Annotated in this window: 28 protein-coding genes and 2 pseudogenes; 13 read left to right on the forward strand and 17 right to left on the reverse strand. The window is 49.6% G+C overall.

Annotated elements, in window-relative coordinates; translation table 11 throughout:
* Position 1 precedes the first annotated feature (1 nt).
* Entirely contained in the window at positions 2 to 964 is a 963-nt protein-coding gene (locus tag Q3V30_RS22075; protein ID WP_306213421.1) for a KpsF/GutQ family sugar-phosphate isomerase, read from the forward strand.
* Positions 965 to 1157: 193 nt separating this feature from the next.
* Here the strand turns inward: Q3V30_RS22075 and Q3V30_RS22080 are convergent, their stop codons facing one another.
* Positions 1158 to 1907 carry an IclR family transcriptional regulator gene (locus tag Q3V30_RS22080; protein ID WP_187514471.1) on the reverse strand — a complete coding sequence of 250 codons (750 nt, stop codon included), beginning with the start codon at positions 1905 to 1907 and terminating at the stop codon, positions 1158 to 1160.
* 117 nt (positions 1908 to 2024) lie between these two features.
* Here Q3V30_RS22080 and Q3V30_RS22085 point away from each other — a divergent pair, with 117 nt between their 5' ends.
* The gene (locus tag Q3V30_RS22085; protein ID WP_306213544.1) at positions 2025 to 3173 is read left to right on the forward strand and encodes an MFS transporter; all 1149 of its coding nucleotides are present in this window, start codon (positions 2025 to 2027) and stop codon (positions 3171 to 3173) included.
* Positions 3174 to 3187: 14 nt separating this feature from the next.
* Here Q3V30_RS22085 and Q3V30_RS22090 read toward each other — a convergent pair whose 3' ends face one another.
* A complete protein-coding gene (locus Q3V30_RS22090; protein ID WP_306213425.1) occupies positions 3188 to 3568 on the reverse strand; it encodes a winged helix-turn-helix transcriptional regulator in 381 nt (126 codons plus the stop codon).
* A 79-nt stretch (positions 3569 to 3647) separates the two neighbouring features.
* On the opposite strand from Q3V30_RS22090, the gene Q3V30_RS22095 reads away from it, so the two are divergent.
* The 4 genes from Q3V30_RS22095 to Q3V30_RS22110 all read left to right on the forward strand — a co-directional run bounded on the left by Q3V30_RS22095 (position 3648) and on the right by Q3V30_RS22110 (position 9157).
* The gene (locus Q3V30_RS22095; RefSeq protein ID WP_306213427.1) at positions 3648 to 4655 is read left to right on the forward strand and encodes a zinc-dependent alcohol dehydrogenase family protein; all 1008 of its coding nucleotides are present in this window, start codon (positions 3648 to 3650) and stop codon (positions 4653 to 4655) included.
* A gap of 133 nt (positions 4656 to 4788) precedes the next feature.
* Positions 4789 to 6774, forward strand: coding sequence for a CocE/NonD family hydrolase (locus Q3V30_RS22100; protein ID WP_306213429.1), 1986 nt, complete (start codon positions 4789 to 4791; stop codon positions 6772 to 6774).
* Positions 6775 to 6823: 49 nt separating this feature from the next.
* Complete coding sequence (locus Q3V30_RS22105; protein WP_133824184.1) at positions 6824 to 7471, forward strand: TetR/AcrR family transcriptional regulator; 648 nt, start codon at positions 6824 to 6826, stop codon at positions 7469 to 7471.
* 219 nt (positions 7472 to 7690) lie between these two features.
* Positions 7691 to 9157: a glycoside hydrolase family 1 protein gene (locus Q3V30_RS22110; RefSeq protein WP_306213432.1), complete on the forward strand. Its 1467-nt coding sequence runs from the start codon at positions 7691 to 7693 to the stop codon at positions 9155 to 9157.
* 159 nt (positions 9158 to 9316) lie between these two features.
* On the opposite strand, the gene Q3V30_RS22115 is transcribed toward Q3V30_RS22110, so the two are convergent.
* From Q3V30_RS22115 to Q3V30_RS22125, 3 genes are all read right to left on the reverse strand, one after another.
* The gene (locus Q3V30_RS22115) at positions 9317 to 9691 is read right to left on the reverse strand and encodes a hypothetical protein (RefSeq protein ID WP_306213434.1); all 375 of its coding nucleotides are present in this window, start codon (positions 9689 to 9691) and stop codon (positions 9317 to 9319) included.
* A gap of 90 nt (positions 9692 to 9781) precedes the next feature.
* Positions 9782 to 10495: a tyrosine-type recombinase/integrase gene (locus Q3V30_RS22120; protein WP_306213436.1), complete on the reverse strand. Its 714-nt coding sequence runs from the start codon at positions 10493 to 10495 to the stop codon at positions 9782 to 9784.
* 164 nt (positions 10496 to 10659) lie between these two features.
* Positions 10660 to 10941 (reverse strand): phage tail sheath protein, encoded by a 282-nt coding sequence (locus tag Q3V30_RS22125; protein ID WP_306213438.1) that lies wholly within the window; start codon positions 10939 to 10941, stop codon positions 10660 to 10662.
* A 549-nt stretch (positions 10942 to 11490) separates the two neighbouring features.
* Here Q3V30_RS22125 and Q3V30_RS22130 point away from each other — a divergent pair.
* A complete protein-coding gene (locus tag Q3V30_RS22130) occupies positions 11491 to 12381 on the forward strand; it encodes a hypothetical protein (RefSeq protein WP_306213440.1) in 891 nt (296 codons plus the stop codon).
* Between the two features lie 58 nt (positions 12382 to 12439).
* Here Q3V30_RS22130 and Q3V30_RS22135 read toward each other — a convergent pair whose 3' ends face one another.
* From Q3V30_RS22135 to Q3V30_RS22155, 5 genes are all read right to left on the reverse strand, one after another.
* Positions 12440 to 12733, reverse strand: a complete 294-nt coding sequence (locus Q3V30_RS22135; protein ID WP_128085370.1) for a hypothetical protein — start codon at positions 12731 to 12733, stop codon at positions 12440 to 12442.
* Positions 12733 to 13557, reverse strand: a complete 825-nt coding sequence (locus Q3V30_RS22140) for a ParA family protein (RefSeq protein ID WP_306213443.1) — start codon at positions 13555 to 13557, stop codon at positions 12733 to 12735. Before Q3V30_RS22140 ends, Q3V30_RS22135 begins: the two co-directional genes overlap by 1 nt.
* Positions 13558 to 13751: 194 nt before the next feature.
* A complete protein-coding gene (locus Q3V30_RS22145; protein ID WP_306213445.1) occupies positions 13752 to 13925 on the reverse strand; it encodes a hypothetical protein in 174 nt (57 codons plus the stop codon).
* Positions 13922 to 14497, reverse strand: a complete 576-nt coding sequence (locus Q3V30_RS22150; protein ID WP_306213447.1) for a type II toxin-antitoxin system RelB/DinJ family antitoxin — start codon at positions 14495 to 14497, stop codon at positions 13922 to 13924. Before Q3V30_RS22150 ends, Q3V30_RS22145 begins: the two co-directional genes overlap by 4 nt.
* Entirely contained in the window at positions 14494 to 14874 is a 381-nt protein-coding gene (locus Q3V30_RS22155) for a hypothetical protein (protein ID WP_306213449.1), read from the reverse strand. The genes Q3V30_RS22150 and Q3V30_RS22155 overlap by 4 nt, the downstream gene beginning before the upstream one ends.
* 652 nt (positions 14875 to 15526) lie before the next feature.
* Here Q3V30_RS22155 and Q3V30_RS22160 point away from each other — a divergent pair.
* Both Q3V30_RS22160 and Q3V30_RS22165 read left to right on the forward strand, forming a co-directional pair.
* Complete coding sequence (locus Q3V30_RS22160) at positions 15527 to 15814, forward strand: hypothetical protein (protein ID WP_306213451.1); 288 nt, start codon at positions 15527 to 15529, stop codon at positions 15812 to 15814.
* Between the two features lie 116 nt (positions 15815 to 15930).
* A complete protein-coding gene (locus tag Q3V30_RS22165; RefSeq protein ID WP_306213453.1) occupies positions 15931 to 16179 on the forward strand; it encodes a hypothetical protein in 249 nt (82 codons plus the stop codon).
* Between the two features lie 257 nt (positions 16180 to 16436).
* On the opposite strand, the gene Q3V30_RS22170 is transcribed toward Q3V30_RS22165, so the two are convergent.
* The 3 genes from Q3V30_RS22170 to Q3V30_RS22180 all read right to left on the reverse strand — a co-directional run bounded on the left by Q3V30_RS22170 (position 16437) and on the right by Q3V30_RS22180 (position 18619).
* Positions 16437 to 16763, reverse strand: coding sequence for a hypothetical protein (locus tag Q3V30_RS22170; protein ID WP_306213455.1), 327 nt, complete (start codon positions 16761 to 16763; stop codon positions 16437 to 16439).
* Between the two features lie 94 nt (positions 16764 to 16857).
* Entirely contained in the window at positions 16858 to 17916 is a 1059-nt protein-coding gene (locus tag Q3V30_RS22175; RefSeq protein ID WP_306213457.1) for a hypothetical protein, read from the reverse strand.
* Between the two features lie 34 nt (positions 17917 to 17950).
* Positions 17951 to 18619: a DinB/UmuC family translesion DNA polymerase gene (locus Q3V30_RS22180; protein WP_306213459.1), complete on the reverse strand. Its 669-nt coding sequence runs from the start codon at positions 18617 to 18619 to the stop codon at positions 17951 to 17953.
* Positions 18620 to 18858: 239 nt separating this feature from the next.
* Here Q3V30_RS22180 and Q3V30_RS22185 point away from each other — a divergent pair.
* Together Q3V30_RS22185 and Q3V30_RS22190 are read left to right on the forward strand one after the other, a co-directional pair.
* Positions 18859 to 19200 (forward strand): annotated as a pseudogene (locus Q3V30_RS22185) (TIGR03747 family integrating conjugative element membrane protein); the annotation flags it as partial.
* Between the two features lie 125 nt (positions 19201 to 19325).
* Positions 19326 to 20084 (forward strand): hypothetical protein, encoded by a 759-nt coding sequence (locus Q3V30_RS22190; RefSeq protein ID WP_306213461.1) that lies wholly within the window; start codon positions 19326 to 19328, stop codon positions 20082 to 20084.
* A 144-nt stretch (positions 20085 to 20228) separates the two neighbouring features.
* Here the strand turns inward: Q3V30_RS22190 and Q3V30_RS22195 are convergent, their stop codons facing one another.
* The 4 genes from Q3V30_RS22195 to Q3V30_RS22210 all read right to left on the reverse strand — a co-directional run bounded on the left by Q3V30_RS22195 (position 20229) and on the right by Q3V30_RS22210 (position 23442).
* The gene (locus Q3V30_RS22195; protein WP_306213463.1) at positions 20229 to 20471 is read right to left on the reverse strand and encodes a DNA polymerase III subunit theta; all 243 of its coding nucleotides are present in this window, start codon (positions 20469 to 20471) and stop codon (positions 20229 to 20231) included.
* Between the two features lie 210 nt (positions 20472 to 20681).
* A complete protein-coding gene (locus Q3V30_RS22200; RefSeq protein WP_306213465.1) occupies positions 20682 to 21590 on the reverse strand; it encodes a hypothetical protein in 909 nt (302 codons plus the stop codon).
* A 1232-nt stretch (positions 21591 to 22822) separates the two neighbouring features.
* Positions 22823 to 23134, reverse strand: a complete 312-nt coding sequence (locus Q3V30_RS22205) for a HigA family addiction module antitoxin (protein ID WP_306213467.1) — start codon at positions 23132 to 23134, stop codon at positions 22823 to 22825.
* A gap of 11 nt (positions 23135 to 23145) precedes the next feature.
* Positions 23146 to 23442 carry a type II toxin-antitoxin system RelE/ParE family toxin gene (locus tag Q3V30_RS22210; RefSeq protein WP_306213469.1) on the reverse strand — a complete coding sequence of 99 codons (297 nt, stop codon included), beginning with the start codon at positions 23440 to 23442 and terminating at the stop codon, positions 23146 to 23148.
* A gap of 1613 nt (positions 23443 to 25055) precedes the next feature.
* Between Q3V30_RS22210 and Q3V30_RS22215 the strand changes: the two genes are divergently transcribed.
* Positions 25056 to 26072, forward strand: coding sequence for a tyrosine-type recombinase/integrase (locus tag Q3V30_RS22215; RefSeq protein WP_428979282.1), 1017 nt, complete (start codon positions 25056 to 25058; stop codon positions 26070 to 26072).
* Positions 26073 to 26284: 212 nt separating this feature from the next.
* Positions 26285 to 26686: pseudogene (locus Q3V30_RS22220) on the forward strand (recombinase family protein); the annotation flags it as partial.
* Positions 26687 to 26767 lie beyond the last annotated feature (81 nt).

Consider the following 26767-nt stretch of genomic DNA (forward strand, 5'->3'; position numbering starts at 1 on the left):
GATGAAAGAGCTGATACTCAACGCGGCCCGCGAGACAATTGAAACAGAACTGCTCGAGGCGGCCAGCCTGACACAACGCCTGGACGATGATTTCCTGCAGGCCTGCCGTTGTATTCATGCCTGCAGCGGTAAGGTTATCGTCAGTGGCATCGGAAAGTCGGGCCATGTGGGCCGAAAAATTGCAGCGACGCTTGCCAGCACCGGTACGCCGGCGTTCTATGTTCATCCCGCCGAGGCGCTGCACGGCGACCTCGGCATGATTACGTCAGGGGATGTCGTGGTTCTGATTTCATATTCAGGACACGCCGCAGAGTTTCGCCGGATGATGCCGCTCCTGAAGGCGCTTCCGGTCAGCGTTATTGCGTTCACCGGTAACAGCGCTTCGCCGCTGGGTGAGGCAGCTGATTACTGCATCAGTATTCACGTGGAAAAGGAAGCCTGCCCGCTTGGCCTTGCGCCAACCTCCTCTGCAGTGAACACACTGATTATGGGTGATGCCATGGCTATCGCACTGATGCGGGCACGCAATTTCAGCGAGCATGATTATGCCCGGACTCATCCGGCGGGGAGCCTCGGCACGCGTCTTCTGTGCCGGGTCAGCGACATTATGCGTACGGAAACGAAAATCCCGCTGGTGACCATGACTGCCACCGTACATGACGCACTGTTTGAACTGACGCGTACCGGGCTGGGTCTTGTTGCCGTAACGGACGAAGGGCACAGGCTGTCAGGTATTTTTACAGACGGCGATCTGCGCCGCTGGCTGCTTAAAGGCGGCACGCTCAGCGCGCCGGTGCAGGATGCGATGACCTCGCCTGGTTTTGCCCTCTCAGCGGGTCAGCATGCAGCCGAAGCGTTGGCTTTTTTCCAGGAGCGGAAGATATCCGCAGCACCCGTGACATCTGATGCCGGACGGGTTATCGGTGCCATTAACGCGCATGATATTCGCGAAGCCGGGATCTGATCTCTTTGCTGATTCTTACAGAAATTAAAAAAGTAATGAATGCGGAATCGAAAACCAAAGCTACTCATCAGCTCAATGATTTCAAAGTCGATTTATCAGTCGGCGACTTTGAAATGATGACGCATTTGATACGTGCTTAGCCTGGCGGCTATGTGTCAGAAGCGGACGTTACTGACACTCTTATATAAAATAATCAGCCTGAAATCATAGCTTCAATTTCCGCTTTGCATTTCATCAGAGATACGATGAGAAACTCCTTTTTTTCCTCAAACCGCAGGGACGGCACGGCAACGGAGACAGCATACAACTCGCTCAGGGAAGACTGTATATGAACGCTGAGGCCGCATACACCCTGCGCATGTTCTTGATAATCTACTGCATGTCCCGCCTTTCGCACTTTGGCGACTTCAGCAAGAATATCTTCCACGCTGCTTAATGATTTTTGCGTCCTGATTTCAGGTGTATGGCTATAAAACGATACTATCTGCTCGTCTTCCAGACGGGCAAGCAGCGCTTTTCCCGGAGCGGTACAGTGGCTAGGGAAAGCGGTTCCAACCGGTGAAATGACACGCAACTCCTGATCGGAAGCATACTGACTGATGAGCAGCGCATGGGCACCACGCATAACGCTGAGATCGACGGTTTCCCGCGTCCGGCGCCCCAGCATTTCCATAGGCGTACGCGCCAGAGCAACCACATCCGTATGCGCTGAAGCCGCAAGTCTTGTCAGCGCAGGACCCAGCCGGATAAAACCTGCCGCACTCAGTAAAAGTTCTTCAGCCTCCAGTGAACTGACCAGCCGGTGTACCGTCGTACGCGGCATTCCGGTATAACGCGACAAAGCGGCGATCGTCAGCCCGCGAGGATGTTCTTCAAGCGTCCGCAGCAGCAGAGCTGCCCGAACGATAACACTTGTACCCGAATCAGCAGATTTGGCCGGCATGGAGACTCCTTACTTTCAACTTACATTTTGCGCATTGACATCATCGGATAGAAGTCAGAATACTATATCCGAATGGCGGACGCTATCGTCCGAATATCGGTCATTATGGAGCAATTTATGTTACAGATAAATAAAATTGGGGGGGTTACGCTTCTGGCCGTGGCCTGCCTGACAATTATGGTGGGATGCGTAATCGTGCCGGGACTGACCAGTATTTCTGATGCGCTGAACGTGAAAGGTGCAGAGAGCTGGCTTGTTACCCTACCGTCTCTGGGAGTGGTGCTGCTTGGACCGCTTGCCGGTAAATTCATCGAGCGGGCGGGGCTTTACAGGGCACTGTGCCTCGGGCTTTTCCTGTACGGCTTGTTAGGTTCAGCCGGTGCATTTCTTTCCGGTTACATTACAGTCTTTGCCGATCGCTTCCTGCTGGGAGGGGCGACGGCGCTGATCATGACTGCAGGAACGGGTCTGATTTCAGTATTTTATAATGGGCCAGAACGTATGAAGATGATTGCGCGGCAGGGTATGTCGATTGAGCTGGGCGGCGTCATATTCCTGTTTATCGGCGGGTTACTTGCCGCTGCAGGGTGGCGCTGGCCGTTCGCGCTCTATTTATTTGCCTGGCTGATGCTGCTGATGGTACTGATGTTTGTTCCGCGACCTGACAACAGAGCGGAGTCTGAACAGATTAAAATGGATGTCAGCCAGGGTACCACTTCACCAGCCGTTCTGATGACCTGGGCAGCCGCGCTGATGTCCATGATTGTCTTCTTTACCGCCATTGTTGTCTTACCCCTGCACCTGCATAAAATGGGAAACACCGAGTCTCAGACGGGATATTTTCTCTCATTTGTTTCTCTGGTTGCCGTCTGTGGAGCCTGGCTGATGCCGAAGCTGGTAAGCCGTTACAGTGATTTTTCAACCTTATCCATTGCTTTCGGCTTTTACGCGCTTGCTCATCTGATCTTTGCTTTTGCGTCTTCCATGCCTTTCCTGATCCCCGGGGGAATCGCACTGGGACTGGGATTCGGTTTTTCCGTTCCCCTGGTAAATCACCTTATTGTCGAGCTCAGCAGTAACGCTGTGCGTGGAAGAAATCTGGCACGGCTATCAATGGCTATCTTTCTTGGGCAGTTTTTGTCCGCGTTCATGGCTTATCTTCCGGGTACCACTTCAACCGTATTTTTATCCGCTGCGGTAATCGGTGCGTTATTTTCATTGTTTATAAAATTTCGCGCGCCGGCCAGAGTCGCATCCAATACATAATTCACCGTCCGGCTTCATGTGCCGTCAATGTGGTTACTGATCCAGTCGGTCAGCCTTTCAATATGTGCCGCCGCCTCACGTCCCGGAGCGGTGAGCGCATATTCAGTATGAGGCGGTAAAACGGGATAAACCTTTCTGTGGACCAGGGACGCGCTTTCGAGTTCCTGCAGCGTTTTTATCAACATTCTGTCGGTAATTCCGCCCATTTTACGTTTCAGCTCTCCAAAACGATGAGTACCATCCATGAGGGTTATCAGCGTCAGGGTTCCCCACCGGCTTGTCAGGTGACTGAGCAGCCTTCTGGAAGGACACGTCGCATCAAATGTTTCTCCGTTACGTAACCGGGTCGACAGCACATTTTTTTTTACATCAGCAGGTTCAGAGAATACAGACATTTTTGTAGGTACTTATCCTGGACGTTAAAGAGGGCTAAAGTCATAGTTTACTCTATCGGATACGGGGAAAACCTTCACGATGAAAGCTGTACTCCTTGGCAATGAAGCGGGCGTAGATAATATCGCCTTTACAGACGTTACCGATCCGGGCCAGCCATGCAAAGGTGAAATACGCGTCCGCATTCATAATGTCTCGCTTAACTTTCACGATTACAACGTCGCTGCGGGTACCCTGCCCGCGCAGGCGGGTCGTATCCTGATGTCTGACGGCGCTGGAACCGTCGAAAGCGTCGGAGAAGGCGTCACAGATTTTCAACCCGGGGATGCGGTGGTATCAACATTTTTTCCGGACTGGGACAAAGGAGAGTGCCCACTCGCCGGTTTCAGCCGAACGCCCGGAGACGGCATTGATGGATATGCCACGGAATACGTTGTCCGTCCCGCCCGTTTCTTCACGCATTCCCCCGCAGGATGGACGCATGCCGAGGCGTCAACGCTCCCTACCGCAGCACTGACGGCCTGGCGGGCTTTGATTACCGAAGGCGATCTGCGCCCGGGGGAAGATGTTCTTATCCTGGGCACCGGGGGCGTATCCGTTTTTGCCCTGCAGCTAGCAAAAATGACCGGAGCCCGGGTCTGGGGCACGTCTTCCTCTGAAGAAAAAATGGCCTGGCTGCGTGATCAGGGTGTTGCCGGTGTAGTTAATTATCGTAAAGAGCCGCATTGGGGTAAAAAAATCTTCGAGCTCACCGGTGGACGGGGGGTTGATCATGTAATTGAAATTGGCGGCCCCGGCACGCTGGCTCAGTCAATTGCCGCAGCGCGCATAGGCGGCCGGATTACGCTTATTGGCGTATTTACCGGCATTGCCGGAGAAGTCCCTACGGCGGCAATAATGAGCAAGCAGCTAACCGTCCGGGGCATCACCGTTGGAAGCCGTGAGCATCAGAAAGAGATGATCCGCGCTTTTGAAGCCTCTGATGTACGTCCCGTTATTGATAAAGTTTTGCCGCTCGGGGAGCTGCAGGACGCATTCCGGCATCAGCTTGCCGGTAAGCATACGGGTAAAATTGTCATAGAGATTTAACAAGTCAGGCCAGCGGAAGCTGGCTTTTTTTGCACAAAATGCGGCATGGATCGTGGTCCGGCAACAAGCAGATTGACTTGTAAACGATCCGCTTTAGAATTAAATCATCAATTGATGATTTAAAGAGGGTGTGATGAATAAAGTGAAACCAGCTGGCCCGGAAGTTTCACGACGCTCGCTACTGGCGGGTGCAGTGGGAATGGCCGTTACACATATGATGATGCCGCGACTGGCATTTGCTCAGAGCGGCAGTACAAACGGGAATCGTATCGTGCAAAATACAAAAATTTATGGCGACAGCGCTTATTCTGTCTGGTATCGGCGTCCGCTGCCTCTTAATGCTCCCCGCGCTCGCTATCCCGGATTTTCTCCCGGCACGACTCTGCTAAAAAAAGGGACCATCCGGCGTGAGGGGGCAAAACCACTGCCCTGTGACATCATTTTTGAGCGGGACGTTGCGCTTAAAATGCGTGACGGTACAACCATTTATACGGATGTATTCCGCCCGGTAGCGGAAGGGAAATACCCGGCCCTGGTAGCATGGAGTCCCTATGGAAAAGAGATAGGCGGTCAGTGGCTGGATGATATACACGAGCGCTCCGGCGTGCCGCTGGAGTGGGTCTCAGAACTTCAGAAGTTTGAAGGCCCCGATCCGGCTTTCTGGGTCAACGAAGGATACGTTATTCTGAATCCAGATCCACGTGGGGCTTATAAATCTGAAGGTCATATCTCTTACTGGGGACGGCAGCTGGCTGAAGACGGTTATGATTTTATTGAATGGGCCGCGCAGCAGTCCTGGTCAAGTGGAAAAGTGGGGATGGCAGGAAACTCCTGGCTTGCCGTCTCGCAGTGGTTTATTGCAGCCGAGCAGCCTCCTCATCTCACGGCTATCGCGCCCTGGGAAGGGTTTGTCGATCATTTCAGAGAGACGGGCAATCGTGGAGGAATACCTGCGCCAGCATTTCCTGAAGTCATACTGAAATCTTTCGCCGGTGAGAACCTTGTCGAAGATCAGCCCCGGATGATAGTGGAAAAACAGCTGATGGATGCCTACTGGGAAGACAAAAAGGCAAGGCTTGAGCGTATCAGCATCCCGGCGTACGTTGTCGCAAGCTATACCAATCACGCTCATACCCACGGATCGTTTGCCGGTTACCGTCAGATAGCTTCAGAAGAAAAATGGCTGCGGGTTAATAACACAAACGAATGGCTGGATTTTTATACGCCCGCCTATTCGCAGGAGCTTCTGGCATTTTTTGACCATTATCTCAAGGGCCATAACAATGGCTGGGAAAACACCCCTCGCGTGCGTATCTGCGTCCTGGATGACGGCGGTACAGATATTGTTGACCGGACTGAAGACAGCTGGCCACTGCCCCATACTCAGCTGAAAAAAATGTTTATTACTTCCGGCGCGCAGCTCAGCCCTCTGGGTCAGAACATACCGGCGTCTCTGTCCTATGACGTTTCCGGTGAAGGAAAAACGGAGCTTCACTTTACCTTCACGCAGGATACAGAGCTCACAGGCTACATGAAACTGAAGCTCTGGGTTGAAGCCCAGGGGGCTGATGATATGGAGCTTGAGGTTGGCGTTGAGAAACGAAGTAAAGACGGAAAACCGTTTGAACGTCTGCTGGGAGAAGGCGTGAAAGGACCGGTGGTCGCATCCGGTCTACTGAGGGTTTCCCAGCGCGCGCTTGATCCCAAGCTGTCAACTGAAACAGAGCCATTCCACACGCACACCCGTGAAGAGAAGCTGCACGCTGGGGAGATTGTACCTGTGGAAATAGGTATCTGGCCGATGAGCATGCTTTATCATGCAGGTGAAAAACTGGTGCTGACCATTGCCGCACACCGCCCAATACCCACAAGTATTGACATGGGGTTTGGCTCTGCCGTCATTGAACTGCCAGCTTCCGGAGGAACCTTTATGCCAGGTGAGAAAATTAAACGTATTTCCCTCGGCGGTCCGGCGTCAACGCTTCTGCCATTTGTCAGTGAACAGCAGGTAGCTACCCCGGTGAGCCGGAATGCAGGCCGGCATATCATTCATTTTGGTGGAAAATATGACAGTTACCTTCAGATCCCGGTTGTGAGTAAAATGGGCATGGTATTTTGATCAGTAAAAAGCACCGGCCTGGTCCGGTGCTTATCAAAAACGGAATCACATGAGCTCACAAGAAAGCAGACCTTCAGTACGGGGTCGCCGCCCCGGCGGGGCAGTATCAGGGCGGGATGCGCTTCTTCCCGTAGCTACACGTTTTTTTTCACAAAATGGTTATGACGGTACATCTTTACGAAAAATCGCAGCTGAAGCCGGTGTGGATATGGCTCTGGTGGCGCGCCTTTTCGGTTCAAAATCCGATCTCTGGAATGCGGTTCTTGAACATCTGCTGGATAAGCAACGGCATCATCTTGAAGAAATCAGTGCAATTGAACACTCGTTCAGTATCAATCCAGCTGAAGGGTTTCGCCGGTTTATCCGCCACCTGACCGCTATCAGCGTGGAAATTCCAGAGTTTCCCTCGCTGCTGCTGAACGAGGCGGCGAGGGGCGACGAACGGCTTGAATACCTTCTCCTGCATCTGGTTACGCCGTTTCGTGACAGCTGTCTGCCCGTCATCAGACTGGCGATGGAGAAAGGCATCATCAGAAGTAATCAACCCTCGCTGACTTTTGCATTAATGATTTCAGCAATTTCGTTGCCTTTGATCACTCCAGGTCTGATCGATCCGGATGCCCCTCAATCCACCTCTCTTTCCTCTGATATTGCTGATGAGGCTATACGTCTGTTCGTTGTCTCTGAACATTCCTGAACCACTGACCTGTCGCATAAGTGCGCCATGCTTTTAGCAGGTGGCGTCTCAAAGAGACCGGCGATGTATGCAGGCAAACCCGTAAAAAAGAAAACGCTCACGCAATATATCATCTGTTGATGATATATTGCTGCTATACATGATGCCCGTCCCGGTTTTACCCGTCGGGACATCATAAAATTTTTCGTTAGCCTGATTATGTCAAAAGAGGAGTAAGCGATGAAAAACGGAATGCTGGCGTTAGGTATGACTGCAGTGATGAACATGGCCACTGCAGCTGACGTTCCTGATAATTTTCTGTGGGGGGCAGCTTCTGCTGCCTATCAGGTTGAGGGAGCAACAAATAAAGACGGTAAAGGCCGGTCTGTATGGGATTACTATCTTGATGAGAAGCACCTGGCCGGCCCCGGCATATCGGGGAGCGTTGCTATAAACTTTTACGACCGTGATCAGTACCTAAAAGATATCCAGCTGTTTAAAGAGCTCGGGCTGAACAGCTACCGCTTCTCTATCGCCTGGACACGTATTATCCCGGACGGGCAGGGGCCCGTAAATCTGAGTGCGGTTGCGCACTATCGGCAGTTCATTACCGACTTAGAGGCTGCTGGAATAAAGCCTCTGGTAACTCTGTACCACTGGGATATGCCTGAGTCGCTGTCTGCTGCGGGAGGATGGGAAAACCGGGAGTCGGTGGAATGGTTTCAACGTTATGCTGAGGTTATCTTTGCTAACTTCTCCGATCAGGTTGACCAGTTTGTACTGATTAATGAACCAACCGTTGAAGTTGCAACAAAAATCATGGCCGAGAAGCGGCTGAAAGGTGAGGAGCTTACACTCCCTCCTATTGTTCCTGCTGGTCCCTATCTCGAAACTTCCCTGAAGTCCTATAACCATATTCTGCTGGCCTCCGCAGCAGCAGCGGAGAGTTTTAAAGTAAAAGGCTACAAAGGCCGGCTAGGAATTGCTCTGCCATTTTTCCCGGTACTGACGACAGAGAACGCATCGGATGAAGACAAAGCTGATGCCAGACTTGTTGACGGCATTCTTAATCGCTGGTTCCTTGATGCCATGTACAAAGGAAGCTATCCGGCCGATGTACTCAAGCTGGCAGCAGACCGACACCTGAATATTGACGTCCAGCCCGGAGATGCAGAACGCATTCATGATGCGGGCTTGGGTTTTCTGGGCATTAATTACTATGCACCTTTCTTTATTCGCCATCAGAAAAATGCTTCAGAAGTCTATTCGCCCGAAATAATCTTCCCGAAAAATGAAAAGCTCGCCTTCAATGGCGCAGTAAGACCCGATCAGTTTTCCGCCCTGCTTGAGCGCGTGCGTGATGAGTACGGCAATCCACCGGTCATCATTACAGAAAATGGTGCAGGGTTTGAGGGTGAAGATCAGTTGACGAATGGAAAAGTGAACGATGTAAACCGCTGCCTGTATCTGGTAGACCACATCCATGCAATGAAGGAGTCGATTGCAAGGGGCGCTAATGTACAGGGTTATCACGTCTGGTCCAGTCATGACAATCTGGAATGGTTGAGTGGCTATAAAAGCCGCTTTGGCATGATATACGTGGACTATTATACCCAGAAGCGTACACCAAAACTCAGTGCGGAAATCTATGGAAAAATCATCCGCGGTGAAAATATCCGCGATGCTGACTGTAAAGCGGCAAACTAACTTCTGAATCGAAAGCATTCTGTTAGCCTGGCTTGGTCAGCCAGGCATTGATTAAAATTAACTGAGTCTGATGAGCTGTAGCTTATTGTGAGCAGTTTCTGATGAAGGTCCGCTCCTCGCTGAAAGCTGCCTGTCAAAGTGGTCAAGCTTTACCACAGCTCAGACGTATAAAAAAACCACCTTAACGTACAATAATTTTCGATATCCAAACTGACCCCTAAAAGATCGGGCAATATATAGTTCGCGGAACCCAACATCTTCATCTTCCTTTGCCCACTCCCGATAACCCTCACCGCTGACTGAAACCTTCTCAGCGCATTCATCACGATCACATTCCAGGATGCAGGAAAATACAAACTTAACTTTGTCCGGGTGAAAATCATCCGGATCATCAAAATCCCGGGTCTTTGCAGTTTTATAACTTTTAAACGTATCACGTATAATTCTGAGTGACTGGTTTAAACAGGACGGGCAGCGCCAGTCCGGGCATTTACTTTTAGTGAAAGGAGCATACGGTGGAGGGGATTGCTTCATTCGATATCCTTGCTGATTCTTCCTTACGGAATCCGTTTCGGTGCTGAATTATGTCATACATATGAAATACACATGGAATACAAAAGTCATTCATTTTCGGGTAAGCATACCTGCATAATCCTGCGCATCCAGACTGAACCGGATCCCCAGCTGCGGCGCCACGTCCAGCGCAAAAACCTTCAGGTACTGCTCAGTGCTTTCATAGCGCTCGTGTCCCATATAGGTCTGGACCACTTTCGGCGGCACGTGATTCAGGAACAGGTGCATTGCAAAGCTGTGCCTCAGCGTTCTCGGGCTGACCGGCGTGACAGCAAAAGCAATGCCGGCCGCACCGGCTCTGTCAATCGCCTGCTGCAGCCAGCTCCATGCCGTTTTCCGCGTTACCGCAAACAGCGGGGTGCGCCGCCCGGGCCGGAACGTGGCAAGATAGCGATGCAGCTCCCGGACGAATGCGCCATCAAGGAGCGGCACCACGCGGGCGACCTTCTCGTCCTTTGCCGGACGTCCCCGGCCACGGCTGCGCTGCTTGAGCGTCCGCAGGCGGACAAACGGACGCGGACCGTCCAGCTGCAGATCTTCCGGGGTCACCATCAGCGCCTCGGTGATGCGCGCGCCGGTGTTCCACAGAAACGCAAAGAGCATGCGCTGGCGCTCGTCATAAAAGCAGCTGAGCAGCACGGCCACTTCCGGCGCCAGCAGGTACTTTGGCAGGTCGGGCTGCAGCAGCGCCATGCCGCGCAGGGCGAGTGCCGTTTCCCAGCTCTGCGCGGCTACCCCGGTGGTGCCGGCTGCAGGCATCAGCATGACATACTCCTGAACTGCATTTGTATTACCTCTGTATTACGGATGAACCACATAAGAAATGCAAAGGTCGTGTTACCGGGATCCGGTGCGTACCTGAATGCGTACACATATGCATGACAAATAGAATACTTTTGTCATACATAAATCACGGCTGGGCCCATGTTTCAGGGCGTGAAGCCGTCATCCTGTTCCGGTTCCTCATGAGCCGGGCGACCACCAGTAGCCTCCGGATACTCCTCACGCCAGCGGTCCAGCGCGGCTGCCGGCGCAGCCGGATAGCACTGCTCAGAAAGACCGCCGGACCCGTTCAGCCACAGCACCAGGGTGCTCCCGTCCCGCTGCGCAAGGGTGAGCACGCCGTTCTCCAGGAGCGTCAGGCGCTCTGCCGGGGTGAGCGTAAGCCCGCCCGGGCTTACCGCCGGGATGTCTTCCAGTGATAATGTCATAGATACCGTCCTCGTCTGAGACTGTCAGTGGCCGCAGGCGCCACACCATAAATGTAATACACGAGTAATACACCGGCGCGCTGGGCGAATTCTTTTACTTTCGCAGGGGCAAAGCCCGCCAGATTTCAAAATCCGTAAATCGTCCTTCTGACGCCTATTCTGCCCCCGCACAGGCACCGGCGCCACCGGAATAAATCGCGGGCGCGCAGAGGGCAGGGTAACAAAACCCGGTATATTCCGGTATCTGTTACGCAGTAAAAGCGCGGCTCCGGCACCGATCGGCCAGGATTAATGCGCAGAATGGCCCCGCGGGCCTTGCCGCGTCAGGGTTCAGGCAAAAAAGACCGGGAAGGGGAGGGCGGGTAACCGTATGCCTGTTTTGTTACATGAGTGAAATGTCGTACTATAGAAATGAGATGTCAGAACATGTATAGCCTCAGACCACAAAACCGCAACAAAAAGAAACTCACTTTCTAATAAAAAAGAGAATCAAAATCAGGTATTCCGCATATCTCTATCTGGGGATAATTTCTTATATTAAGGAGATCTATGTCAGGAAAAATCGCTATTACTATTCAGGAACTTAACACGAAGGAGATGGTTACAATACTTTCTCCCACACCGATCAGTTTACTTGATTCTGCATATCCCGGTTTAACTCCAGAAGCAAGAAAACAGATCCTGAAAGAAAAATATAAAAAAAGAGTTATAGCCGATGGTCTTGAAACCGGCCATATCAAGCTGACTGACAGGGGGTACACATTTAGTTCAAACCAGACAGCAAGTTCTTTTGCTGGCCTTGTGTTTGAAGCTTACCTTGTAGACAAATTCAACCAAAATGAGGTAAGTAGATTACGTGCTTTTCAGTGGTGTACAGAGAGGGCTGAGGGATGGTCTATAGCGACGTTTAAAGAATACAAAGCAGTAGGAACCGGATTACTCTCAACCAAAGCGAATTTACTCAGTCATTTCGAGCCACAAAGTAATGCAGATATATTATTTATACGTCGAAATCCGGCCAGCAATGTTATGGAACCCGCCTTAATCCATAATCAATCAAATACAGCTGCAATTCAGGTGAAAAGCATACGTTCAAATTTCACAGATGAGATCGTTAATAAAGTGCTTTCAGGTAAGTACCGTAGGGTCATTACCATGCTGAGTGACGAAACAGGCAGGCCTTCTTGGGTAATTTGTCATAACATATTGCTGCAGAAAATGCGGGCAGGGTACATTACACAGTATGAATATGCTGATGCGATAAGTCGGATTCAGGGACCAGAATACTTTAATTTGGTTCAGAGAGAAATCGATGAATACTACGAATATATTCGCGACTGGCACCGGGGCACAGTTCATCCAACGGAACATATTACTGAAGCAGCCTCACAAGAAATAGTTGAGTATAAGTATGAAAATGGCCTGCTTGTACCAGTATAAGCAATTCGTAAAGCTTTAAAAACAAGGCCGCAAACGCGGCCGTTAAATGCGAAAAAAGTTACAGGTATTCTTTCACCATTTTTACCAGCTTTTCAGGTCCGGCCTGGTTGGCCAGATAAAGTGCCGCACGCAGGATGGTTGAATCGGTAATGGTTTTGCTTGGCGCCAGATCCTGAACGGCACCGGTTAGCTTTGCACACATCAGTTTTTCATCCGCCGTCAGGCGAATCGTTTTCGGCGTCTCGCTGGTCGTTCTGTTACGTTTGGTTCTCACATTGGTCAGCCGGCTTTCCTGCTCTGGCTTTGCTGCTGCAGGCCTTTGTACCTGTGGACGTTCAAGTTTTCCGGCCATCAGTAGGCTCCTTCTTTAATAGAAATGATTTCTTTTGCCATCGCCCGGTAGTCGTTCAGTACCAGTGCGCCACGCTTGTAAAAATAGAGGGGTTTGCATACCACCTGAGCCTGAGCAATGTTTTCATCTGCGCGAATGCGGGTTTCCAGTACGTTATTTTTGAAGCGCTCATTGCCTTCAAGTTCATCCTGCAGGAAAGTGTTCATCTTCTTTTTTGAGCTGTTAAATTCGTTACGGAACAGGCTGTAGTGAGAGAACTGTTCTTCTTTAATCTCATCCAGATAGTCCAGCACGGTTTCGGCTCCGGTCAGTGAGAAAGAACCGCCATCAATTGGAATGATAACGTGATCGGCAACATACGCGGCATTGGTTGACGACAGGTTCAGCGCTGGCGAGCAGTCGATAAGGATAAAATCGAATTCACTGATAACAGGTTTGAGGTGACGCAGCAGAATCTTCTCGCGATGTGGTCTCGCCATACTGTTTTCCATGACGCGCTCAAAAGAGGGGTCTGACGGAATCAGGAAAAGGTCTGGAATATCCTCTTCCCCGTTTTTTGCAGGAATAATGACATCACGCACATCGAACTTTTGATTATTGTATAAATCGCATATTGTCGGACCAAACTGAGCATAGAATTTTCTGCCATGCGTCAGCACTTCTGTCGCGTTCGCCTGCTGGTCTGCATCGATGACCAGTACACGTTTCCCCATCTGCGCCAGAGCCACTGCAGTATTAGTCGTAGAGGATGTTTTACCTGGACCACCTTTGTTACTCATTGCGGCGATGACGAATGCCTGCCGTTCATTCCCGTTGTCAGCCATCTAAGACCCCCTTAGTGTAATTCTAAAGTAATACATTTGTAGTTCCACTATCCTGATTTCCTCTTATGAGGTCAAGAAAAATAACATACAAATGTATTACACATGAAATACACAAATTAGGAGCAATTGACTTTTATAGGCAGGCTTCAGACTTCTGGAATTGCGAACATTATACAGTCGTATCAGGAGGTGACTTAACGCCTGCGCCGGGCAGCAGAACGTCGTTGTGCGTTCTTTCTGCCTGACGGACGGCTGTCAGCAAAGATGAAGCAGAAAAACGCGGTCAGGGCGAAAATGACAAGCAGCCAGAATAAGAGGTCGCCGCCCGTGAACCCGGTGATGTCCTCTGCCGTTTTCTGAATAATCATACCGGCCTACCTGTTTCGTCAGACTCCGGGAGTTCGTACAGATCAATCCAGGTCGCCAGTTGCCAGTAGTAACGACTGAGCTGTCCCGAAACGGAAGTCAGCGTGGCGGACAGGTCAGGCGCCGGACTTTCAAGCGCAAGAACAGCCCGCTGCAGTTGTTCTGCCATCCACTGCCAGTAGATACCCGTATCCTCGTCGTCTGTGTGGGGCAGCGGATCGCGACAGCTGACGCCGGCCATAAATCCAATGTTCCGTTCAATGTCCTGCTGCAGCTGCCGGCAGCGGTGCAGACAGTGCCGGGCCATTGCCGGTCGTTCCGGCGCTTCGGCCGGCAGTCCGGCCACGCTGCTGAGCAGCCGACTGACGGCACGCATCTGCTGCAGCAGGTTACGGTAAACGTCCTCCGGGGATTCCGACACCGGCCGCACGCGGTAGGGCAGTTGCCGGTGCTGGACCAGGTACAGATAAAGATGGGTGATCGCCTGCGTCGAACTGACGCCAAGTTCGTCCAGCACAGCTTCGGCCTGCGCCTTCAGCTGATCGTCGAGCCGCACTGTAATTGAAGCTTTCATGGCGCTGTCCTCTCTGCTTTAGGGTACCGCCAGGCAGAAATAAGTTCACTGTCGGAGGCATCCGCATCCAGCCGGGTTACGGATCCCCATAAGGAACGAACCATAACGTCTTCATCCTTTTTACGCTGCTCTGAAACATAGCGCGCATAGAGGCAATCCCGAAGATCGTAGCGCTGCTGAATGCTCAGCCGCGCGTCTGCTTTCAGAGTCTTGAGCTGCCCGTTACACCAGGCTATTGCATCGGGCAGCCGGGGTGCGGTATCAGCCAGCCGGGTAACGCCATGCAGAGGCAAAACCTGGCTGTTACCGGTTTCCGCCGCTGCGGCCGGCAGCACGGTGGCGAGCAGAAGCGTCAGCAGTGTTTTGCTGTAAGTCATGTTCGTATTCCTGATAAGGGTCAGCTGATCGGATTAAGCTGCAGGGTTAAAAAGGTTCGCCCGAAAACATTGATGCAACCACCCGGAAGGCGATGTAGGTACAGCACGCCACCCGGATAAACAGGAAAACCATTCCCGGCTCAATTTTCGTCATAACGATCTCCACCTGTTTCGTACTGCAACATTGCAGTACAGCATCACCTTACACCCCGGCCGGATGTACTGCAAAATTGCAGTACAGGAAATTAAATACCAGATGCGGTTCTGCCACAGTGCGGAAAAAACGTAAATACCGGTAAAACCAAAATCAGCAGGGAAGGGAAGGCGGGGCAGCAACGGAGCCGCAGCGTGCGCAGACACTATATGTAGTGACTTGGCCAGCTGACGGAGCCACTACATATAGCGTTATCCACAGATTCTGGGGATAAGTAGGCCGGTTGCGGAGAATGCCGGAAAACCGCAACAGCCGCGAAAGGGACCAAAAAACGAGCGACTGGTGGTTTTGTCCTATGTAATACCGGTATGACACCAGACGCATACGTGAGGCTCACATGACACCCGTTACCCGGACACGGGACGAACCGGCTGCGGCCACTGAGGCGGCGTTAATGGCAGGCCCGGACACCTGCGCCCCGGACAGGAGGACTGCGCCATGACAACCAGCCACGCTGTGCGGGTCCGCACCGCAGACGCCAGATTTACGCTGGCCAGCACCCGGCCGGGTGACTATACCGCCCAGACCGCTCAGGCATCGGCTGTCCTTGAGAAACTGGCCGTCCGCCTGCATAACGACGGTGAGCGCATCCGGCCTGCGGTGCTGGCAGTTGCCGGCATGATGTACGAATGGTGGGAACAGGGCGCAGTCGGCACGCAGGACCCGCGCAAGGACGCTGACCGCGCCCAGTTGCAGGCGATGGCGGCCGCGCTGAGATCGTCCTGAACCATCGCGTGATGGTCCTGAAGCCGTCAGGAGAAGAAGCTCAGGCTGCGCCAGCGCAGGGTACTGCTACAATACTGTGATGCGGCTGTTTAACCAGAACCGGAACGGAGATAACCATGACCATACGATTTGTATTCAGCGGAACAATCCTTGCCGAATCCTCTTCGGATCGCGTGCCTTCCGTGGGAGATGAGGTGACGATCAGAACCGGAACGTATAAAAAGGGACTTGAGCCCGGCACGCTGATTTCCTTCATCGTCAGCGATGAATTCCCGCCACATTACGACTACAGCGCCGGCGGCGAACCGGTGATTTATATTGACGTAAATAACTATACCGTCAGGAGCGGACAGGCTGAGGATTAGCCTTCCGACACGGCTATCGTCTGCCTTTACATCCACGGCTGACGAGCCGGGCAGGCTGCTGGGGTCACTTAACCAGACGAACGCGCCGGCGTCAGCGCATGACCTATCATGTAAAGGCCACCAATATAGAAGACAGCGACAATAACGATGGCCGTCACGTCTGTCAGGTCGCTCTGCTGCATCACTTATTCACGGCGTACACCTCACCGCTCATCGGGTCACTGTTTCCCTTGTCTGATCTGTTCATAATGGTTTCCTTATTCCTGGCCGGAAGAGTTCGCCGCCGCCAGTTCGTCCGCGAACCGCTGTTCTGTCCGCCGGCGTATCAGTTTCTTTGTTGTGTTTTCCCAGCGGCTAACCGTCTGCGCCGTGCTCCAGTCAGGGTTATCGATCTTGTGCTGCACCATCTCTGGCGTAAAGGTTTCCAGCAGGACAAGAAACGCCTGCGGCGTACTGGCGCCACCGTGACGCGCGAGCAGCTCCGACACGCAGTGACGGGCTTCCATGTCGTAAAAGCCCTCTTCGGGGAAAAGATAATCGCCCAGCCTGCCTGAATAGCCCTGAAAATATTTTTCCGATTCCATTGCAGCCCTCTGGCCTGTAAACGCTGAGCCTGATTACGCTCTCATGAAGCATCTTATCTCAGTATGCAGCCCTTATCCAGGCTGCTACAGAAATTTAGCGTTCAATACTATTTTCATCGAGATACATTGCCCGCTTAGTACCCATGACTTCCATTACCAAAAGGTTTTGGATAAACCTCATAGTTTTATCTGTAGCCTCTGGTAAAAATAGAGAGGCGGGCACGCCAGAAAGCGTCAGCATAAAGCATAGGTTATTGAGAACATTAATTAACCTCAAATAGTTTCCCTTTGTATGGTATTCAGGCATAAAGCCATGCAGTATACTGTGACGATTAAGCTGACTTATACCTTTATCCCTGATTGAATTTTGATAAAGATGATTCGCAATATAATCCCTGCTATTAGCGACCATCTGATAGCGTTCATCAAAATTCAGATAAAGGTTTTTGCTTCTTACGCAATCTGGTGCCCAGTCATAATCTTTCAAAACAACACCATCTATATAATAACGCATCCAGCTATCATATATCCCCAGAAGATAAGAGACAGCCACCTCATTATCTCCGGCAACTCCAAGTTTTTCACCAAGTGCTCTAATAGCATATTCAATACACGGCAGCAGGGAGGTAATGGAAAGGCGATAAAATCCCAGGCAATAGGCTTCAACCGTCTCTCTTATCTGCACAAGACACGGGCTTAAATCGCTAAACTTACTATAGTGATCAATTGATAGTCTGGCGAGCATAGAAGGTGGGAACATCGCGGCAAGCGCCATATCACCCTGTTTTAATTTTTCTTCTTTATCTGTTACCTTGATAATTTCCTGTGATAACGGGCCAAGTACATTCATTGGAATATAGGTAGGTATAATGATTTCAGCCTCACTGAAAGCATCGGCGTAAAATTTTAAATTTTCTTTTTTAAGGTTTAAAGCGGATTGAGAGGGTATGAACATTTTATAGTCTAAACAGCAGATGCAAAAACCGTGCATTTCTTCCATAGCCCGGACTCGCGCGGGGTTAGATGAATATTTTCCTACACCAATAATTTTGTTCAGAACTTTGTCTAGTTTGTCTTTATCGTCACATCCGGGATTCACTTTCTTAAACTGGCGGTAAATTTCTCTAAATATTTTTTCTGTCTGAACATTCATCCAGTTTATCCCTCATCGTTTACATTCAGGTAACTCATTTGACAACAGGTAGCTCTGCAAGGCACGTAGTGTATCTAGGTAAGAGCATTTCACGTTTCATTAGCCATGAATTATCTGTCCCCTGACCGGCAAACCAGATTTTACCCAGACCGGATTTATTTATCTTATCAAGAGCAGCCATGAGTTCATCGGCATTCGCGCGCGGAAGCTGCTCACTGAACATATCGAGCTGCGCCACGCCGGACTGATAAAAATCACCCAGCATGATACCTGCCTTAGCGTAGCGATATCCCTGCCGCCAGATCGAATCGAGCCCTCGCATAGCGAAATTGATAATGTCGCGCGTATCACTGGTTGGATACTCACTGATGAGGGAGGCTGTATTGGCATACTGAGGCTCATGACCATAGCGGCCTGTGGCAATGAATATACTGATATGCCGGCATTTAGACCCCTGCTCGCGCAGTTTTTCTGCCGCCCTGGTCGCATACATAACTACTGCGTGCTGAATGTCTTCAAGCTCTGTTATGCGTTGTCCAAATGATTTTGAACAGACAATCTGTTGTTTAACGGGAGGCACCTCCCCAAGCTCGATGCAGGACTCTCCGTTCAGCTCCCGGACCGTTCGCTCCAGAATGACGCTGAAGTTCTTCCTGATCAGGTTCGTATTGGGGGTTCGAGGGCCAATGATGTAAAAAACCACGCTACGCGGTTTCAGAAATCTATGTTGATACGATCCAATCTCTAAATGACCAAAATACGATATTCGAAACCGATTTTGCGCCTCATATGTGCAGTTAAAAAAATTTGATATTTCATAGAGTAAGCCTCTTAACGTGGTTTTTCGCGCGGTTGGCCCTCAAACCCCTAAAAGCCTTTAAGTTAGACAGGTAGTTAGTTTTTCGTTCTTTATGATAAACAGGATGGCTTGCCCGGGGAAACTGGCTCGCCGGCTATCTGCAGCAGTATCTGCTTGCCAGCGTCTGGGTGACCGTCGTGACGCTTGTCCGGGTCACGATACTGACGCTTTCCATTCCGCTGTTTGTACTGGTCATCGCCGTTGCCGTGGTGGAGGGGCTGGGGCGCCGCGATCTGCGTCGCTACGGGGCGGGCTATGAGCCATCGTTTTTATATCATCGCGCAAAAAGGCTGATTAAGCCCGCGGTATACATACCGGTGATGGCATACCTGTCGTGGCCGTCAGCGGTCTATGCCAACCTGCTGCTGCTTCCTGCGGCCATTATGCTGGGACTTGCCATTACGTTAACCACCGCATCGTTTTAGAAATATCTTTAAAAATCAAAACTCTTCCTCTAAGGGCTTTTAGATTCGTTTGTCATTCATTAAAATATTAAAGTTTTCTTACTAAAAGTCGATTAAAAGTACAAATGTGACCATCTGGGTTATTTATGAAACGTGTAATTTTAGGGATTATTTTTTTTCTCACGCCGCTGCAATTATGGGCAGCGGAGAGCGAGTATCAAATAACTGATATCTGTCGCGCAACGTTGAACGATATGCTCCATCGAGATTTAGAAACAATGAAGGCTACGTTACTAAATGATGGCTCTGCACGAGTACAATATGTCCGGCCAAATGACGGGAAATCTTTTTCCTATCGTTGCCGTTCAATAGATGGCGTGTCTATTGGTATCCTGCATGAAGACATCACTGAACCCCGCTGGTATGGCGAAGAGCCTGAAGATGTACAGAGGAGCTATCGCATAATAAACGGCAAGCTTATTATCAGAACCATTACTAATATTTCCAAAACTGTGTCAGAAGAAGTCTACTCCCATGTTGAATTCCCTGTTGGCCCTAAGATTGAAAATAATAAGTCTGCATTTCTAGAAAGCTATGGGACCAAAATAGCTGAAAGCTTTGCAGGAAAAAAATTAAAATTAGGCAAAGCATACCAAGTTATTACTAAGCCATTAAATAGTTATAGAATTGATTTTGAAACCTCTGCGAAGGATTTGTTATCGCAATCTGGGGGAGGAGATGACGATGCCATTTATAGCGCTAATCAGATTAAAAATGAATCATGGCATCAAGCCTTTTGCACACAGGAATTAAAGAAATTTATGGCTTCTAATCATATAGATATGATTAGTGGCTTCATAAGTAACAAAGGCGAAAATGAATTAATCTCACCTTGTCTTAATTAATTTTTAAGAAGTTACCGGCAATAAAAACTGCCTTCGTGCGCTGCTATGATGCTGAGGATTGCAATTACTGTAATCACATCATCTTTTAAAACATACCTTTGATCTCCCTGGGCCCGCTATCGCGGGCCTTTCAGTCGGTTCAGGTCACTTGATTTCTTCTTTCTGATATACCGGGTCGTTACCCCGTGGATACTGCTGGCCTATTTTTCTGTAGTGCTGAAGTCGTTCATTAAAATATTCCCTGAGATCAGCAGGCTGTTGCTGCTCCACCTCTCGCGGGATCACCGGCTGGTTCAGACGCTCTTTGTAAGCCACTCCCGAAGCCGCTAAATCCACGTTAATACGCTCACGCTCTTCTTTGTTTCGGGCTGCCAAGTTATGCGACATGGATGTATCCTCGATAAGCCAGTTAATTTACCTGTGATGAATGCTTAACAGGGGTCAGTTTAGATATCGCAAGTTATTGTACGTTAAAGTGATTTTTGTACCTCTGAGTTGTGGTAGAGCTTGACCACGTTGACAGGTAGCTTTGAGCGAAAAGCGGATGTTATACCGAAGCATCAATGGTCAGAGCATATCTAAATAAGTCTTAGCGTTTCACTTGAAATATTTAGCATTAAAAAAATGAACTATTTCCAAATCACGTTTAATAAGTTCATTATTTAGTAGCTCAACAGCCTGTCGCCTTAGTTTATTCAGCTCGTCAGTAAGTTCACGCGAATGGATCTCTATTACATTCTGATGCTGAATAATTATCCCTTCAGTCATGCCTATTGTCGCAATTTCTCGAGATCTTTGCAGATAGGACCCTGCTATTGTTAGATTTTTTATTTTAGGTCTAGGAACTCTGCATTCATCGATAATATATCCAGTTCGATCTACTAAACGACCTGTAGCTATGGCGTTCTGTGTGTCAGCCATAGCTTGGATAAAGTCGGCGGACTGGTTTTCGCAATAAAAAGAGGTCCTTATCGCAGGTCTATCGAAAGCTTGACTAAGCAAAAGCAGATAATGATCCAATTCATTGTATTTATCGCGATACTCTAAAACATCCTTATAATATTTATACATTAAATCTATATGCTCGTTGAGGAAATCCTGGTAGTCATCCCAAAACAATAGCGATACCTTAAAAGGCAGGCCTGACTGGTTTTGCATACGAATATGGCCCTGTAAATCTGCATCCCGAGGTCCGGTTGTTGCAATGATAAAATGATCTAATTTGGGGAAAAATTTTTTCGCTGAGTCTATTTCTATATCAATTTCTGCAATGGTCAGTTGTTTAGACGGAACTTCGAAATGCTTTTTTTTCTTACACTGAATGCCTATTGATTCATGCGATATGTTATTGGTGCCATAGATATCAACACCTGCCTGAGCTTGGCCTTGTCGTCCGTGCCTTTGTGCATATTCGTCCTTCCATAGCTTTTTCGCATAATCAAGAGTGAGTCGTTCAAAGTCCTGCCAATTCGCAGGTGGTGCTATTTCTACTTCAATTCCTGACATAAATCCCTCCCATGAAAAATGATACCCGCAACTTACGGCAGCATTAGTAAAGCATTTTTGTGAAGCTCTATACCAGTCCAACCTTCTTCCACGTGATCTATGCAATGTAGAATTAGCAACGCCCGCTATTGGCACTAAGCGGACTTGGTCATGATCTCAAAAGAGTTTCATCGTCTTAGCTAATAAGACGGGCGAGCAGTGCGCAGTCTGTCCCTGAATGCCGCTTCAGCGGCATGGAGGCGCCAGCTGGTGCTGAAGAGAATATAATTGCTCACTGGCGCCGTGACGCGGCACAGCCGCCCTGTATTGACAGATTCCACCAATCCAACCTCCCTCCCTGCAAAGCCAGACCCGCTAACCGCCATGAAGAAGTCTGTAGTGCGCCGTCGGAGTGGTCCGGTCGCAGACCGGGCGTATCTCCGCGTTAGCGCCTCTGGCGCTTACGGGCGTGTTCTCATTCCTCCCAGCAATATCTCTCAAAGCGACACTGGAGCTTAGTTACAACACCCATTATAAAGCCACACTGTTCCGGGCCTTTGGCCCGGGGCGGGGCGGCTTCTCAGTGGGGGGAGAGGGGGTCTCTGAAGTCTCCCGTGACTTTCTCAGGCTGCCACGCAATTCATTTGCTGAAACGATGTATGCCTTGTGCCACGAACCCGCTCGTGGAGCTACTAGACGTTTTGTTCTGGGCTGAAGCAGTGGGAGAAGTTGCCCTGAGTAAAGCGAAGGGAGCTATCCCGATGCCTTGCGTAGCGGGCTCCGGATACTTTTTCTTTAAAAAGCATGTTTTGTTCAGAAGTAATATTCGAAATTAATGCTTTAGAAGAAATACTTTTCGAAGTTAATGAGGTTGTATGAAAGGTTTAAAGTTCTGCTTCGAAATTAATTAAGTAATGAAAAGGATTGTTCCCTATTCTTCGGAATTAATTATATAAATAATGTTCAGTGGGATCAGAAAGTAGTTTTAAAAAGGCAGAAAAAAGTACCGACAGGTATCAGGATGGCGGGTTCCCCAGATTATGGGCCGGGGGTATGAGGTTATGCCAGATCCGTGTATCAATAAGTTTCTTTATCGCTTTTCAGCACGCTCCGGGTTTTTGTCCCAAAGAAGTGCGGTGCTGACAGCCTGCCAGGCATGCGAGCCTTTTTCCTGTCCGGCAGGCTGAACGCGTGCAAACTACCAGGATGACAAATCAGAGGGTCAGATAACGCCTGTGCCTGACCCTTAACATTCATCCCGCCAGAGAGTTAAGCATCAGCGTGATCGGCTGAAAATGTCGCTGAGCTGTGATCTGACGCGCTTCCCAGCGGTCATGTGCTGCCTGGACATTGATCCAGAAATCATCATCTGTCTCAAATAATCCGGCCAACTCCGATGCTTCTGTAACGCTCACGCGACGGGTGTTATTCACAATCTGGCCCACGACTTTACGGGAAACGTTCATCGCGTCCGCAAGCTGCTGATGGGTGATATTGAGCGGCTTCAGAAATTCTTCTGAAAGCATTTCTCCGACGGTGGTCGGTTCTGCAATACGGGTATCCATAAAACCTCCGCTTAGTATTTATGTGGATCGAGGTACAGGCCATAAGCGTGACCTTCACGCCACCGGAAAATCAGCCTCCACTGGATCGACACACGGATGCTTGACCATCCTTCCAGGTTGCCTGCAAGCCGCTCATAGTTATTGCTGCGCGGCGCAAATAGTGACTTTTCAGTACTGGCTGCATCGAGCAGGGATAACTTGCGGCGCAACGGGCATTCTATTGTTGCAGGTATATCTCCTGCCCGCACATTGTCAAAATAAAACCGGGCCAGTGAACCGGATTCCCCTTCCCTGAAACTGCCAATCATCGTACGCCCCTTACGCTTTCCGACTGAGTTCATATTACCATATTAGACACTGAATGAAACTAATATGGAACAGAATGGGCTAAAAAAGTTACTTTATGTGCTTTTTATTTCAGCAACTTTTTATCTTTCAGCCGACTTTACTGCGTGGTTACACAGTGGCATAGTCGGATCACAAGACACGTTGATTCCCCAGGATGACCGGTTGTTTCTGTGAGTGCCCCGCTTTCGTCGCAGAAATCAGGGGCTGCAAAAGGCAGGATTATCCCTCCCTTTTTTCATTCAACCCGTTTTTACCTTCAGGTTATACCTCACATCCCAGTCACCACTGCCCGGATAATCCCTGACCTTTTCTATATCCACCACATTCTCCGCCTGATGATTCATTACCATTATCCTTTCCACTGCCTGAAACAGTGTCTGGCCCTCTTCAAGCGGGAACCACAGATTGCTGTTATTTCCGCTGAGCGCGAATAATTTTTTGCCTCAGAATGTTGACACTTTTCTTCATCATGCAAATAATTATTTGAATATCGGCTTCGATGAGTCTGTTATTGCTGAGCTGAATTATGCCAGTGCAGCTTATATGGTTAATAACAGGGTAAATTTAAATGAAATAAGGGGGCATTCCTTATATGAAATTATATTGATAGTTTAAACCTCAAAAAAATATTCTATTCGGGAATATCATTCCCGTTATTTGTCAACATAAAATAAACCCCATAAATGCAAAAATGAACTTGAATCGCTAAAGTCTACATTAATGGAGGATTTAAATGATGTAGAGACTGCTGAATTTATCGCTCGCTGAGATAAAATGAAGAGTGAATTGCGTTATAACAAAAATGTACTGAAATTTTTGAGTTAATAGATTTCCAAAAAACAAGTATAAGAAGCCATCAATCAACTGCTAAAACAGAGACCTTCTCCTCCTGATGAAGACTGAGATATCTTTAGTTTATTAACGTTGACTGCTGTCTGTCCGGCCAGCGCATGCGGAAGTCCTGTTATTCTTCCGCACGTCCTTCCCCTGCCCACTCAGTACAACATATAATGCTCCATCAGCGGCACCTGACCACTATAAGTTATGGTCTGCATGAATTTGCGCGCCTTAAAGTCTGTCCGGTCGGCTTTTATTTGTGCGGAATTTACCTGCCCAGCGCAGGGACTTCCGCAACGCATGTGCGCCACCTAATAAATATTCTGCTTGACTGACCGATTAATCATCAATTACGGAAATTAAAAAGCTTAGTAAAATATCTATCTCATATAATTATGTATTTATCAGTCCAGTCTTCTCAGTCCAGCGCTTTGCCACCAGGGCGTATTGGTCATTTCGTTAATTTCAAGTAATCAAGCAGTTATCAACTAAAACAACGTATATCCATGCTCTGCCAATACAGATATGCAGTACAGAAAACTGACTTCGTATAATAGTATTTATACGAAGTTAGGACAGGAGCATCCATGTTGCGATAAGATGGGCGCATTCAGACGGCGCAGAAAATCGGCAGCGCTACGCGAATTCTGGCGGGTTATCTCCCTGCTTTTATCTCAGAATTCACGTAGCGCGATCATAACAGTTTCGTTCATTAAACAGGCAAAAAATGATAAAAATGACTCAGCTGGCGACGCTTGGTTCCAACGGCGATGCGGATATCCGGGAGCGGTTAAAAGAATTTGTTCAGGACAGAGAGGCGTTTTCGCCCAATACCTGGCGACAGCTGCTGAGCGTCATGCGGATCTGCAGCCGGTGGGCAGATGAGAATCAGCGAACTTTTCTGCCTATGTCTTCTGCCGATCTGAGGGATTACCTGACCTTTCTGCAGGCCGGTGGACGGGCTTCATCTACAGTTAACGCACACGCCGCGCTGATTTCGATGTTACACCGTAACGCCGGACTGACGCCGCCTAATCATTCGCCGCTGGTTTTCCGCACGATAAAGAAGATAAACCGAACGGCTGTTATAGCGGGCGAGCGTGCCGGGCAGGCCGTTCCCTTCCGGCTACCCGATCTACTGGAGCTCGATGCGCAGTGGTCAGGCTCCTCCCGGCTGCAGGAAACCCGCGATCTGGCTTTTCTGCACGTAGCTTACGCCACACTTTTGCGCATCAGTGAGCTGTCGCGCCTGCGTGTGAGAGACTTGACGCGTGCGCAGGACGGCCGCATCATTCTTGACGTGGCGTGGACTAAAACCATCGTACAGACCGGCGGGCTGATCAAAGCGCTCAGCACCCTGCCTACTCAGCGGCTGGCGGAGTGGATCAACGTTGCCAGACTGGCCGGTGAACCAGATGCGTTTCTGTTCAGCCCGGTACACCGTTCTAACCGGGTTTTCATGTCCTCTGATGCACCAATGAGTACTCGCGCCCTTGAGGATATCTTTACACGAGCCTGGCGGACGTCAGGTATAGCTGGACAGACCAGAATCAACAAGAATCGCTATAACGGCTGGAGCGGACACAGCGCCCGCGTCGGTGCCGCACAGGACATGGCCGGACAGGGGTATCCTGTTGCGCAAATCATGCAGGAGGGAACGTGGAAAAAACCGGAGACTCTGATGCGTTACATTCGCCACGTTGACGCGCACAAAGGTGCTATGGTGGACTTCATGGAAAAACATACCGGCTGATCCACGCTTTTATATACCACGTCGGTCTGACCTGTCGTGCAGGATGATTCTTATGTCCGCTACACAGCGCCCCGCATAACAGCGGGAGTTATCCACAGGAAAAGTGAACAACCTGTGTACAAACAGGTACAGATTTATCCAGTCTGGTGAGGTTCAGATCATTCTTACCAGCTGCTGTTCTAGCAAACAATACAGTTCTTCATCAGGCGAGAAAGGGGGATTTGCGGCTGAAATCTCTTATTAGCGAAAAGCACCTCTCTGTCATCAGCCTGGATTTACCTACCAGTCATGCTGCACTGGAAAAACATGTCAGTGACGATTTCACCGCCGCAATGCTGCATGCGATTAATGGCATGATGTTAGATATGTTGGCTGCGATCGCGCGTAAAGACTATCAGGACCGCCGGCGTCGGCAGGAAGAAGGGATCGTAAAAGCAAAGGACAAAGGAAAATTTAAAGGAAGGCAGCCTGACCTGGCGCTTCATCTTAACATAATCAGGCTTCGGGTAGAGAACGGGCTTAGCATCCGCGATACAGCCTCTTTATGCGGAGTTCCAGAACGAACTGTTATTCGCATAGCGAAAGCTCATGCGGAACAGCAAACATGGTCGTAAAGTAGCGGGAAAAAAACAAATATGAACTATTCAGGTCTGTCTTTGAAGATAAGCAGTAAAAAGGCTTACTGAACTAGTGAA

The sequence above is a fragment of the Erwinia pyri genome (genome assembly GCF_030758455.1).
In the GTDB taxonomy this organism is placed as follows: domain Bacteria; phylum Pseudomonadota; class Gammaproteobacteria; order Enterobacterales; family Enterobacteriaceae; genus Erwinia; species Erwinia pyri.

Excerpts from the sequence above, each read along its gene's own strand:
- Q3V30_RS22075 (WP_306213421.1), top strand. The coding sequence starts at position 2 with ATGAAAGAGCTGATACTCAACGCGGCCCGCGAGACAATTGAAACAGAA.
- Q3V30_RS22080 (WP_187514471.1), bottom strand. The coding sequence starts at position 1,907 with ATGCCGGCCAAATCTGCTGATTCGGGTACAAGTGTTATCGTTCGGGCA.
- Q3V30_RS22085 (WP_306213544.1), top strand. The coding sequence starts at position 2,025 with ATGTTACAGATAAATAAAATTGGGGGGGTTACGCTTCTGGCCGTGGCC.
- Q3V30_RS22090 (WP_306213425.1), bottom strand. The coding sequence starts at position 3,568 with ATGTCTGTATTCTCTGAACCTGCTGATGTAAAAAAAAATGTGCTGTCG.
- Q3V30_RS22095 (WP_306213427.1), top strand. The coding sequence starts at position 3,648 with ATGAAAGCTGTACTCCTTGGCAATGAAGCGGGCGTAGATAATATCGCC.
- Q3V30_RS22100 (WP_306213429.1), top strand. The coding sequence starts at position 4,789 with ATGAATAAAGTGAAACCAGCTGGCCCGGAAGTTTCACGACGCTCGCTA.
- Q3V30_RS22105 (WP_133824184.1), top strand. The coding sequence starts at position 6,824 with ATGAGCTCACAAGAAAGCAGACCTTCAGTACGGGGTCGCCGCCCCGGC.
- Q3V30_RS22110 (WP_306213432.1), top strand. The coding sequence starts at position 7,691 with ATGAAAAACGGAATGCTGGCGTTAGGTATGACTGCAGTGATGAACATG.
- Q3V30_RS22115 (WP_306213434.1), bottom strand. The coding sequence starts at position 9,691 with ATGAAGCAATCCCCTCCACCGTATGCTCCTTTCACTAAAAGTAAATGC.
- Q3V30_RS22120 (WP_306213436.1), bottom strand. The coding sequence starts at position 10,495 with ATGCTGATGCCTGCAGCCGGCACCACCGGGGTAGCCGCGCAGAGCTGG.
- Q3V30_RS22125 (WP_306213438.1), bottom strand. The coding sequence starts at position 10,941 with ATGACATTATCACTGGAAGACATCCCGGCGGTAAGCCCGGGCGGGCTT.
- Q3V30_RS22130 (WP_306213440.1), top strand. The coding sequence starts at position 11,491 with ATGTCAGGAAAAATCGCTATTACTATTCAGGAACTTAACACGAAGGAG.
- Q3V30_RS22135 (WP_128085370.1), bottom strand. The coding sequence starts at position 12,733 with ATGGCCGGAAAACTTGAACGTCCACAGGTACAAAGGCCTGCAGCAGCA.
- Q3V30_RS22140 (WP_306213443.1), bottom strand. The coding sequence starts at position 13,557 with ATGGCTGACAACGGGAATGAACGGCAGGCATTCGTCATCGCCGCAATG.
- Q3V30_RS22145 (WP_306213445.1), bottom strand. The coding sequence starts at position 13,925 with ATGATTATTCAGAAAACGGCAGAGGACATCACCGGGTTCACGGGCGGC.
- Q3V30_RS22150 (WP_306213447.1), bottom strand. The coding sequence starts at position 14,497 with ATGAAAGCTTCAATTACAGTGCGGCTCGACGATCAGCTGAAGGCGCAG.
- Q3V30_RS22155 (WP_306213449.1), bottom strand. The coding sequence starts at position 14,874 with ATGACTTACAGCAAAACACTGCTGACGCTTCTGCTCGCCACCGTGCTG.
- Q3V30_RS22160 (WP_306213451.1), top strand. The coding sequence starts at position 15,527 with ATGACAACCAGCCACGCTGTGCGGGTCCGCACCGCAGACGCCAGATTT.
- Q3V30_RS22165 (WP_306213453.1), top strand. The coding sequence starts at position 15,931 with ATGACCATACGATTTGTATTCAGCGGAACAATCCTTGCCGAATCCTCT.
- Q3V30_RS22170 (WP_306213455.1), bottom strand. The coding sequence starts at position 16,763 with ATGGAATCGGAAAAATATTTTCAGGGCTATTCAGGCAGGCTGGGCGAT.
- Q3V30_RS22175 (WP_306213457.1), bottom strand. The coding sequence starts at position 17,916 with ATGAATGTTCAGACAGAAAAAATATTTAGAGAAATTTACCGCCAGTTT.
- Q3V30_RS22190 (WP_306213461.1), top strand. The coding sequence starts at position 19,326 with ATGAAACGTGTAATTTTAGGGATTATTTTTTTTCTCACGCCGCTGCAA.
- Q3V30_RS22195 (WP_306213463.1), bottom strand. The coding sequence starts at position 20,471 with ATGTCGCATAACTTGGCAGCCCGAAACAAAGAAGAGCGTGAGCGTATT.
- Q3V30_RS22200 (WP_306213465.1), bottom strand. The coding sequence starts at position 21,590 with ATGTCAGGAATTGAAGTAGAAATAGCACCACCTGCGAATTGGCAGGAC.
- Q3V30_RS22205 (WP_306213467.1), bottom strand. The coding sequence starts at position 23,134 with ATGGATACCCGTATTGCAGAACCGACCACCGTCGGAGAAATGCTTTCA.
- Q3V30_RS22210 (WP_306213469.1), bottom strand. The coding sequence starts at position 23,442 with ATGATTGGCAGTTTCAGGGAAGGGGAATCCGGTTCACTGGCCCGGTTT.
- Q3V30_RS22215 (WP_428979282.1), top strand. The coding sequence starts at position 25,056 with ATGACTCAGCTGGCGACGCTTGGTTCCAACGGCGATGCGGATATCCGG.